This is a genomic window from Mycobacterium sp. E796, from assembly GCF_001672815.1.
Classification (GTDB): Bacteria; Actinomycetota; Actinomycetes; order Mycobacteriales; family Mycobacteriaceae; genus Mycobacterium.
The window spans coordinates 1-9776 of the sequence record NZ_LZKK01000062.1; the positions used below are offsets into that span (position 1 = coordinate 1).

At 68.4% G+C, this 9776-nt stretch carries 9 protein-coding genes; 5 read left to right on the forward strand and 4 right to left on the reverse strand.

The features are described from left to right. The 5 genes from purN to A5706_RS05835 all read left to right on the forward strand — a co-directional run. A partial coding sequence (gene purN / locus A5706_RS05815) for a phosphoribosylglycinamide formyltransferase (RefSeq protein ID WP_068128085.1) occupies positions 1-447 on the forward strand: 447 nt, incomplete at its 5' end. Continuing rightward, positions 444-2012, forward strand: a complete 1569-nt coding sequence (gene purH, locus A5706_RS05820; protein ID WP_068128089.1) for a bifunctional phosphoribosylaminoimidazolecarboxamide formyltransferase/IMP cyclohydrolase — start codon at positions 444-446, stop codon at positions 2010-2012. The genes purN and purH, both read left to right, overlap by 4 nt. A gap of 63 nt (positions 2013-2075) precedes the next feature. Beyond that, on the forward strand, positions 2076-3440 hold the full coding sequence (locus A5706_RS05825; protein WP_156766970.1) for an ATP-binding protein: 1365 nt from the start codon (positions 2076-2078) through the stop codon (positions 3438-3440). Next, positions 3433-5475 carry a VWA domain-containing protein gene (locus A5706_RS05830; protein WP_068128095.1) on the forward strand — a complete coding sequence of 681 codons (2043 nt, stop codon included), beginning with the start codon at positions 3433-3435 and terminating at the stop codon, positions 5473-5475. The genes A5706_RS05825 and A5706_RS05830 overlap by 8 nt, the downstream gene beginning before the upstream one ends. 82 nt (positions 5476-5557) lie before the next feature. Beyond that, positions 5558-6406, forward strand: a complete 849-nt coding sequence (locus tag A5706_RS05835; RefSeq protein ID WP_068128099.1) for an aldo/keto reductase — start codon at positions 5558-5560, stop codon at positions 6404-6406. Between the two features lie 31 nt (positions 6407-6437). Here the strand turns inward: A5706_RS05835 and A5706_RS05840 are convergent, their stop codons facing one another. From A5706_RS05840 to A5706_RS05855, 4 genes are all read right to left on the reverse strand, one after another. After that, entirely contained in the window at positions 6438-7046 is a 609-nt protein-coding gene (locus tag A5706_RS05840; RefSeq protein ID WP_068128109.1) for a DUF1707 domain-containing protein, read from the reverse strand. A gap of 115 nt (positions 7047-7161) precedes the next feature. Beyond that, positions 7162-7932 carry an enoyl-CoA hydratase family protein gene (locus A5706_RS05845; RefSeq protein WP_068128102.1) on the reverse strand — a complete coding sequence of 257 codons (771 nt, stop codon included), beginning with the start codon at positions 7930-7932 and terminating at the stop codon, positions 7162-7164. Then, on the reverse strand, positions 7932-9098 hold the full coding sequence (locus tag A5706_RS05850) for an acyl-CoA dehydrogenase family protein (RefSeq protein ID WP_068128106.1): 1167 nt from the start codon (positions 9096-9098) through the stop codon (positions 7932-7934). Before A5706_RS05850 ends, A5706_RS05845 begins: the two co-directional genes overlap by 1 nt. Beyond that, on the reverse strand, positions 9095-9776 hold a 682-nt coding region (locus A5706_RS05855; protein WP_156766969.1), incomplete at its 5' end, for an acetyl-CoA carboxylase biotin carboxyl carrier protein subunit. The genes A5706_RS05855 and A5706_RS05850, both read right to left, overlap by 4 nt.

Genomic DNA, 9776 nt, shown 5'->3' on the forward strand with positions numbered 1-9776 from the left:
CCGGCGTTCACGGTCCGCCTCGGCGACTACCCCGACCGCACGGCCTGGGACGCGGCCATCACCGAGGCGACGGCGGCGCACTCGCCGGATCTCATCGTCTCCGCCGGGTTCATGAAAATACTTGGCCCGCAATTCCTTTCACGATTCTGCGGCCGCACGCTCAACACTCATCCGGCGCTGCTGCCGGCCTTCGCCGGGGCGCATGCGGTGCCCGACGCGCTGGCTTACGGTGTGAAGGTCACCGGCTGTACGGTGCACCTGGTAGACGCCGGCATGGACACCGGGCCGATATTGGCCCAGGAGCCCGTTCCGGTGCTCGACGGCGACGACGAAGAGACACTGCATGAGCGCATCAAGGTCATCGAACGGCGACTGTTGGTGGATGTGGTGGCCGCGATCGCAACGCGCGGCGTGACCTGGACCGGACGAAAGGCGAGCATAGGATGAGCGACGAGTCAAGAAGGGCGATTCGCCGCGCGTTGATCAGCGTGTACGACAAGACGGGGCTGATCGAGCTCGCCGAGGGCCTCAGCGCGGCGGGCGTGGAGATCGTCTCGACCGGCTCCACCGCGAAAACCATTGCGGACAAAGGTATTCCAGTCACACCGGTGGAAGACCTGACCGGCTTCCCCGAGGTGCTCGACGGGCGGGTCAAGACGCTGCACCCGCGAGTGCACGCCGGGCTGCTGGCCGACCTGCGCAAGCAAGAGCACGCCGCGGCGCTCGAGGAGCTCGGGATCGCGGCATTCGAATTGGTCGTCGTCAACCTGTATCCGTTCAGTGAGACCGTCGACTCCGGTGCGGGCATCGACGAATGCGTCGAGCAGATCGACATCGGCGGGCCGTCGATGGTCCGGGCGGCCGCCAAGAACCATCCCAGCGTGGCGGTCGTCGTCGAACCGCTCGGGTACGACGGCGTACTCGCGGCGGTGCGCAACGGCGGATTTACCCTCGCCGAGCGCAAAAGGCTGGCGTCGCTGGCGTTTCAGCACACCGCGGACTACGACATCGCCGTGGCCGGCTGGATGGAGTCGACGCTGGCGCCCGAGCATCCGCCCACGGCGTTCCCGCAGTGGCTCGCCGGCAGCTGGCGGCGCAGCGCGATGCTGCGCTACGGCGAGAACCCACACCAACAGGCGGCGCTCTACAGCGACCCCGGCGCCTGGCCGGGCCTGGCGCAGGCCGAGCAGTTGCACGGAAAAGAGATGTCCTACAACAACTTCACCGACGCCGACGCGGCGTGGCGGGCCGCCTTCGACCACGAAGAGATCTGCGTGGCAATCATCAAGCACGCCAACCCTTGTGGGATCGCGATCTCGTCGGTGTCGGTCGCCGACGCGCACCGCAAGGCCCACGAGTGTGATCCGCTGAGCGCCTTCGGCGGCGTGATCGCGTCGAACACCGAGGTCAGCGTCGAGATGGCGGAATACGTCAGCACGATCTTCACCGAGGTGATCGTGGCGCCGGCCTACGCACCGGGCGCCGTCGACGCGTTGACGCGCAAGAAGAACATCCGCGTGCTGGTGGCCTCCGAGCCGCTGGCCGGCGGGACCGAGCTGCGACCGGTCAGCGGGGGACTGCTGGTGCAACAGCGCGACCAGCTCGACGCGCACGGCGACAACCCGGCCAACTGGACCCTGGCGACCGGGTCGCCGGCCGACCCGAACACGTTGACCGACCTGGTGTTTGCGTGGCGTGCCTGCCGCGCGGTCAAGTCGAACGCGATCGTGATCGCCTCCGACGGCGCGACCATCGGCGTCGGCATGGGGCAGGTCAACCGAGTCGACGCGGCCCGGCTGGCCGTCGAACGCGGTGGCGACCGGGTGCGCGGCGCCGTCGCGGCCTCGGACGCGTTCTTCCCGTTCCCCGATGGCCTCGAGACGCTGACGTCCGCGGGGGTGAAGGCGGTAGTGCACCCGGGCGGATCGGTGCGCGACGACGAGGTCACCGCGGCGGCGGCCAACGCCGGCATCACCCTGTACCTCACCGGGGCCCGTCACTTCGCGCACTAGGCCGCTCAGCGGGTGGCCGTTGCGCGTTACGCGTAGCGTGGAGTGGTGCCATCACCGAGCAACATGCCCCGCACGGTCGGCGAACTGCGCGCCGCCGGCCACCGCGAGCGGGGAGTCAAACAGGAAATCCGCGAAAACCTGCTGACCGCGCTGGCCGAGGGGGACGAGGTCTGGCCAGGAATCCTGGGCTTCGACGACACCGTGTTGCCCCAGCTGGAGCGCGCACTGATCGCCGGTCACGACTTCGTGCTGCTGGGCGAACGCGGCCAGGGCAAGACCCGCCTGCTGCGGGCGCTGGTCGGGCTGCTCGACGAGTGGACGCCCGTCATCGACGGGGCCGAGCTGGGTGAGCATCCCTACCGGCCGATCACGCCGGAGTCGATCCGGCGGGCCGCGACCCTGGGCGACGACCTGCCCGTGGCGTGGAAGCACCGCAGCGAGCGCTACACCGAAAAGCTGGCCACGCCGGACACCAGCGTCGCCGACCTGGTCGGCGACATCGACCCGATCAAGGTCGCCGAGGGCCGCAGCCTCGGTGACCCGGAGACCATCGCCTACGGGCTGATCCCGCGCGCACACCGCGGCATCGTCGCGGTCAACGAGCTGCCCGACCTGGCCGAGCGCATTCAGGTATCCATGCTCAACGTCATGGAGGAGCGCGACATCCAGGTCCGCGGCTACACGCTGCGCCTGCCGCTGGACGTGCTGGTGGTCGCCAGCGCCAACCCCGAGGACTACACCAACCGGGGCCGCATCATCACCCCGCTCAAGGACCGGTTCGGCGCCGAGATCCGCACCCATTACCCGCTGGAGCTCGAGGCCGAGGTGGGCGTGATCGTCCAGGAGGCGCACCTGTCCGCGCAGGTGCCCGACTATCTGATGCAGGTGATGGCGCGGTTCGCCCGGTACCTGCGCGAGTCCAACTCGATCGACCAGCGATCCGGCGTGTCGGCGCGGTTCGCGATCGCGGCGGCCGAGACCGTCGCGGCCGCCGCCCGGCACCGCGGCGCGGTGCTGGGGGAGACCGACCCGGTCGCCCGGGTGGTCGACCTGGGCACGGTCATCGATGTCCTGCGCGGCAAGCTGGAATTCGAGTCCGGCGAGGAGGGCCGCGAACAGGCCGTGCTGGAGCACCTCTTACGCCGGGCTACCGCCGACACCGCGGCCAGGGTGCTGGGCGGCATCGACGTCGGCGCCTTGGTGGCCGCGGTCGAGGGCGGCTCCGCGGTCACCACGGGTGAGCGGGTGTCGGCCAAGGACGTGCTGGCCGCCGTGCCCAACCTGCCCGTCGTGGACAAGATCGCCGCCAAGCTGCACGCCGAATCCGAGGGTGAGCGCGCAGCGGCATTGGAATTGGCGCTCGAGGCGTTGTATCTGGCCAAGCGGATCGACAAGGTCTCCGGGGAGGGCCAAACCGTTTATGGCTAAGTCTGATGGTGACGACCCGCAGCGCCCGGCTTCGGCGCGCATGCGGTCGTCACGCGGGCATTCGTCGCGATACTCCGCGTACACCGGCGGGCCCGACCCGCTGGCGCCGCCGGTAGATCTGCGCGAGGCGCTCGAACAGATCGGCCAGGACGTCATGGCCGGCACCTCGCCGCGGCGCGCGCTCTCGGAGTTGCTACGCCGCGGCACCAAGAACATGCCTGGCGCCGATCGGCTGGCGGCGGAGGCGAACAAGCGCCGACGGGATTTGTTGCGCCGCAACAACTTGGATGGCACCCTGCAGGAGATCAAGAAGCTGCTCGACGAGGCCGTGCTGGCCGAGCGCAAGGAGCTGGCCCGCGCGCTGGACGACGACGCCCGCTTCGGCGAGCTGCAGCTGGACGCGCTTCCGGCGTCGCCCGCCAAGGCCGTCCAGGAGCTTTCCGACTACGACTGGCGCAGCGGCGAGGCCCGCCAAAAGTACGAGCAGATCAAGGATTTGCTCGGCCGCGAGATGCTGGACCAGCGCTTCGCCGGGATGAAGCAGGCCCTGGAGGGCGCTACCGACGAGGATCGCCAGCGCGTCACCGAGATGCTGGACGACCTGAACGAACTGCTGGACAAGCACTCCAAAGGCCAGGACACCCAGCAGGACTTCGAAGACTTCATGGACAAGCACGGCGAGTTCTTCCCGGAGAACCCGCGTAACGTCGACGAGCTGCTGGACTCGCTGGCCAAGCGCGCCGCGGCGGCGCAACGCTTCCGCAACAGCCTGAGCCCCGACCAGCGCGCCGAGCTGGATGCGTTGGCGCAGCAGGCATTTGGTTCACCGGCGTTGATGGAGGCGTTGGGCCGACTCGACGCCCATCTGCAGGCGGCGCGGCCGGGCGAGGACTGGACCGGCTCCGAACAGTTCTCCGGCGACAACCCGTTCGGCATGGGCGAAGGGACGCAGGCGATCTCGGACATCGCCGAGCTGGAGCAGCTGGCCGAGCAGCTGTCGCAAAGCTACCCGGGCGCCAGCATGGACGACGTCGACCTGGACGCACTGGCCCGCCAACTCGGCGACGAGGCGGCCATCGACGCGCGCACACTCGCCGAATTGGAACGCGCCCTGGTCAATCAGGGCTTCCTGGACCGTGGTTCCGACGGCCAGTGGCGGCTCTCGCCCAAGGCGATGCGCCGGCTCGGGGAGACGGCGCTGCGCGATGTCGCGCAACAGCTTTCGGGTCGTCACGGCGAGCGCGACCATCGGCGCGCGGGCGCCGCGGGCGAGCTGACCGGTGCGACGCGGCCCTGGCAATTCGGTGACACCGAGCCCTGGAACATTCCCCGCACGCTGACGAACGCGGTGCTGCGGCGGGCGGGAACCGCGCCGGTCAAGGGGGCGGACGGCGCCGTCTCGCTGCGGATCACCGTCGACGACGTCGAGGTGTCCGAGACCGAGACCCGCACCCAGGCCGCCGTGGCCCTATTGGTCGACACGTCGTTTTCGATGGTGATGGAGAATCGCTGGCTGCCGATGAAGCAGACGGCGCTCGCACTCAATCACCTGGTGTGCACGCGATTCCGCTCGGATGCCTTGCAGATCATCGCCTTTGGCCGGTACGCCCGCACGATGACGGCCGCCGAGCTGACCGGCCTGGAGGGTGTGTACGAGCAGGGCACCAACCTGCATCACGCGCTGGCGCTGGCGGGTCGCCACCTGCGCCGGCACCCCAACGCGCAGCCCGTCGTGCTGGTGGTGACCGACGGCGAGCCGACCGCTCACCTGGAGGACTTCAACGGCGACGGTTCGGCGGTGTTCTTTGATTACCCGCCGCATCCGCGGACCATCGCCCACACGGTGCGCGGCTTCGATGACATGGCACGGCTCGGCGCGCAGGTCACGATCTTCCGGCTGGGCGACGACCCCGGTCTGGCCCGGTTCATCGACCAAGTCGCGCGGCGCGTCGAGGGCCGCGTCGTGGTGCCCGACGTCGACGGCCTGGGGGCCGCCGTGGTGGGCGACTACCTGCGGTCGCGGCGGCGTCGTTAGTCGGCGATAGCTCCCCCGAGTGGAATAGAAGCTTCCCCGACCGGGTAGTCGGGCGGAGAGGTGCGGAGAGGTAAGGAGACGCATGAGCAACGTTCCAACGATCGAACTCAACGACGGGGTGCGCATTCCACAGCTGGGTTTCGGCGTGTTCCAGATCAAGCCGGACGAGACGGCCGCGGCCGTGAAGCGCGCGCTCGACATCGGATATCGGCACATCGACACCGCGGAAATGTACGGGAACGAAAGGGAAGTCGGCCAGGGCATCCGCGACGCCGGTCTGGACCGTGCCGAGGTTTTCGTCACCAGCAAGCTCAACAATGGCTTCCACAAGCCCGACGATGCGCGCCGCGCATTCGACAAAACGCTGGAGGCCCTGGACTCCGACTACGTGGACCTGTTCCTCATTCACTGGCCGCTGCCCACCCTCTACGGCGGGGACTTCGTCTCCACCTGGAAGGTCCTGGAGGAGTTCGCGAAAGACGGGCGTGCTCGCAGCATCGGGGTCTCGAACTTCCAGGTCGAGCATCTGGAGCGCCTCGCCGCCGAAACCGACACCGTCCCTTCGGTCAACCAGATCGAGGTTCATCCGTACTTCACCAACGAGAAGGTCCGCAGCTACGGGCGCGATCACGGCATCGCCACCGAGGCGTGGTCGCCGATCGCCCAGGGCAAGGTGCTCGGCGATCCGGTGATCAACCGCATCGCCGACGCGCGCGGCAAGTCGCCCGCGCAGGTGGTACTGCGCTGGCACGTTCAGCGCGGCGACATCATCTTCCCGAAATCAGTGACGCCGGAACGGATCAGGGAGAACTTCGAACTGTTCGACTTCGAACTGGACGGCTCCGACATGGACGCGATCTCGGCGCTGGACAAGGGGGAGCCCGGCAGGCGGGGACCCAATCCCGATACGTTCGACTACATTCCGGGCTAGCAGCGCTCAGAGCGATTGGGGCTCAATGCGTCTAATGGGGCCGACGGGCCTTGCGCTTGATACCCACCCCGCCCCAGAGCGAGAAGCCGCGAATGTTCACCTTCGGCGCGCCGGGCGTGCCCTGGCCCAGCACCGTGTGGTCGAACCCGCCCATCACGCCGCGGCCGTGGATCTCGACGTTGACTTCGGGCGGCAGCAAGATGTTCTGCGCGCCCATGATCGAGATCGCGTGGATGTCGACCTCGGTGGAGGTGAAGTCGGCGTATCGCAGGTCCACCACGCCGGTTCCCCAAAAGGTGAAGGTAGTTAGCTTCTTCGGGACGTTCCACCGGCCGCGCCGCTCGAAATTGCTCATCAGCGCGAGGAGCAATGTCGACGGCGCCGGATTGGGCTTGTCGCCCCGGCGGGGGCTTAGCATCGTGCCCGGCAGGTCGGCCCTGAGCTCGTCGAGCTCCTCATAAGTGGTCGCCGCGTAGGCCTTCGTCAGTCGGTCTTCGTAGTCCTTCATCTGCAGGCGGCCCTGCTCGGCCGCATACGTGAGCAACTGCGCGACCTGGATGCGATCCGTGTCGGCCGCGCGGGACGGTACGTCGCGCGCGGCCTGCGTGTCACCGGCGTCACGCTGCGCTGAGTTGCTCATCATCCACGAGCGTACGACGTAGAAGTTTTGCTGCAAGGGGGTTGGCTAAACTGCAACGTTCTGCCCAGGTCAAGCTCGGGCCTGGGCGCTTGTTGGCACAGGTCGCGCCGCGCCGTTAGACGTTTGCCCAACTGGGGGGGCGCTTCTGCAGGAACGCCAGCATGCCTTCGCGGGCTTCGTCGGAGACGAACAGCCGGGCCGATTCCTCGGTGAGACGGTCGGCGTCGCGGTCGAACCCGTCCAGGACGGCGGCGGTGGTCAGCGCCTTCGACGCGGCGAGGCCCTGCGGCGACCCGCGGCTGACGTCGGCGACGACCTTCGCCACCGCGGCGTCTACGTCTTCTGCCGCGATGGTGACGAGACCGATCTCGGCGGCCACGGCCGCATCGAACGTCTCGCCGGTCAGGTAGTAGCGCGCCGCGGCGCGTGCCGACAGCTTAGGCAGCAGCGTCAGCGAAATGATCGCCGGCGCGACGCCGATCCGGGCCTCGGTCAGCGCGAAGGTGCTGCGCGGGCCGGCGATCACGATGTCGCAGGCGCCGACCAACCCGAGGCCGCCGGCGCGGACGTGCCCGTCGATCGCGCCGACCACCGGCCGGGGCGAGGAGACGATGGCACGCAGCAGCGCGGTCATTTCGCGGGCCCGGGCCACGGCCGCATCGAATGGGTCGCCGCCGCTGGCCTCGCTCAGGTCCGCCCCGGCGCAGAAGGTGCCACCGGTGTGGCCCAGCACGACCACCCGCACGTGCGGGTCCGTGGCCGCGTCGCGGAGTCCCCGATGCAGTTGATCGACAAGAGCCGTCGACAGTGCGTTGCGGTTATGCGGCGAATTCAGCGTTAGCCGGGCGACATGCCCGTCGACCGAGTATTCGACGACGGCGTCCATCAGTACGACCGGGGCAGGCCCAACGACGTCTGTGCGACGAAGTTCAGCACCATCTCGCGGCTGATCGGGGCGATCCGTCCAAGCCGGGCCGAGGCGAGCATCGCGGCCACCCCGTACTCCTTGGTCAACCCGTTGCCGCCCATCGATTGCACGGCCTGATCGACCGAGCGGGTGGCCGCCTCGGCCGCGGCGTACTTGGCCATGTTGGCGGCCTCGGCCGCGCCCGCGTCGTCGCCGTTGTCGTAGAGCGTCGCGGCCTTTTGCATCATCAGCTTGGCGAGTTCGACCTCAATGTGGCACTGCGCCAACGGATGTGACAGGCCCTGGTGCGCCCCGATGGGCGTGGACCAGACCTGTCGCGTCTTGACGTAGTCGACGGCCTTGCTCAGCGCGCACCGCGCCATGCCCACCGAGCTGGCCGCGCCCATGATCCGCTCGGGGTTCAGGCCGGCGAAAAGCTGTGCGATGGCGGCGTCTTGGGCTCCGACGAGCGCATCGCTGGGCAGCCGGACGTCGTCCAGGAAGACCTGGAACTGACGCTCGGGGCTGATCAGCTCCATCTCGATCGGGGTGTAGGTGAAACCCGGCGCGTCGGTCGGCACCACGAACAGCGCCGGGCGCAGCTTGCCGGTCTTGGCTTCCTCCGTGCGCGCCACTACCAGCACCGCCTGCGCCTGGTCGATGCCGGAAATGTAAACCTTCTGGCCCTTGAGGATCCAGTCGCCGCCGTCGCGGCGGGCGGTGGTGGTGATCTTGTGCGAGTTGGACCCGGCGTCGGGCTCGGTGATCGCGAATGCCATCGTCAGGGTCCCGTCGGCGATGCCGGGAATCCAGCGCTTCTTCTGCTCCTCGGTGCCGAACTTGCTGATGATGGTGCCGTTGATGGCCGGTGACACAACCATCAGCAGCAGCGCGCTGCCCGCGGCCGCCATCTCCTCCATCACCAACGACAGCTCGTACATGCCGGCGCCGCCGCCACCGTATTCCTCGGGCAGGTTCACCCCGAGGAAGCCCAATTTGCCCGCCTCGGACCACAATTCGTTGGTGTGTTCGTGCGCGCGGGCCTTCTCCAGGTAGTACTCGGCGCCGTAGTTGGACGCCCACTCGGACACCGCCTTGCGCAGCGCCCGGCGCTCCTCGTTTTCGATGAAGCTGCTGTCGGTCACTGTGAATCTCCTTCTGCCTCAGGCGCTTCCACTCTTGCCAAGACGGCGCCTACTTCGACTTGTTGACCGGTTTCGACGTTGAGCTCGGCGAGCACCCCGTCCGACGGCGCGGTAATGGTGTGTTCCATCTTCATCGCCTCCAGCCAGATCAGTGGCTGGCCGCTTGAGACGGTGTCGCCGACGGCGGCGCCGACGCGGATGACGTTGCCGGGCATCGGCGCCACCAGGGAACCCTTTTCGACGGTCGAGCCCGGCTCCGGGAAGCGCGGCAGCGCGACCAGGCGAACGGGCCCGCGGGCCGAATCGACGTAGACGTCGTGAAGGTTGGGACCGTACCGTCGCACCGCGAACGTGAGTTCCACCCCGTCGGCGGCGAGCACGACCCGATCCGGCGCGGCGGAGATCAGCTCCACGGACGGGTGATCGGGAAGCGTCAAACCAGTTCTGGTGAAACGGTATTTGACGTGGTGCTCGGTGTCGCCGTCGTCGCGGTAGGTCTTGACCTGGTAGCCCGAAGCCAGGTTGCGCCAGCCGCTGGGCAGGGATCCGAGGACCCCGGAGGCCTTCGCGGTGGCGCGGTTGTGCGCGGCGTCGGCAAGGGCCGCGGCGACGGCGGAGAGCCGGATCGTGGCGTCGTCGGCCAGCGGTGCGGACAGTTCCGCCAGGCCGTGCGTGTCG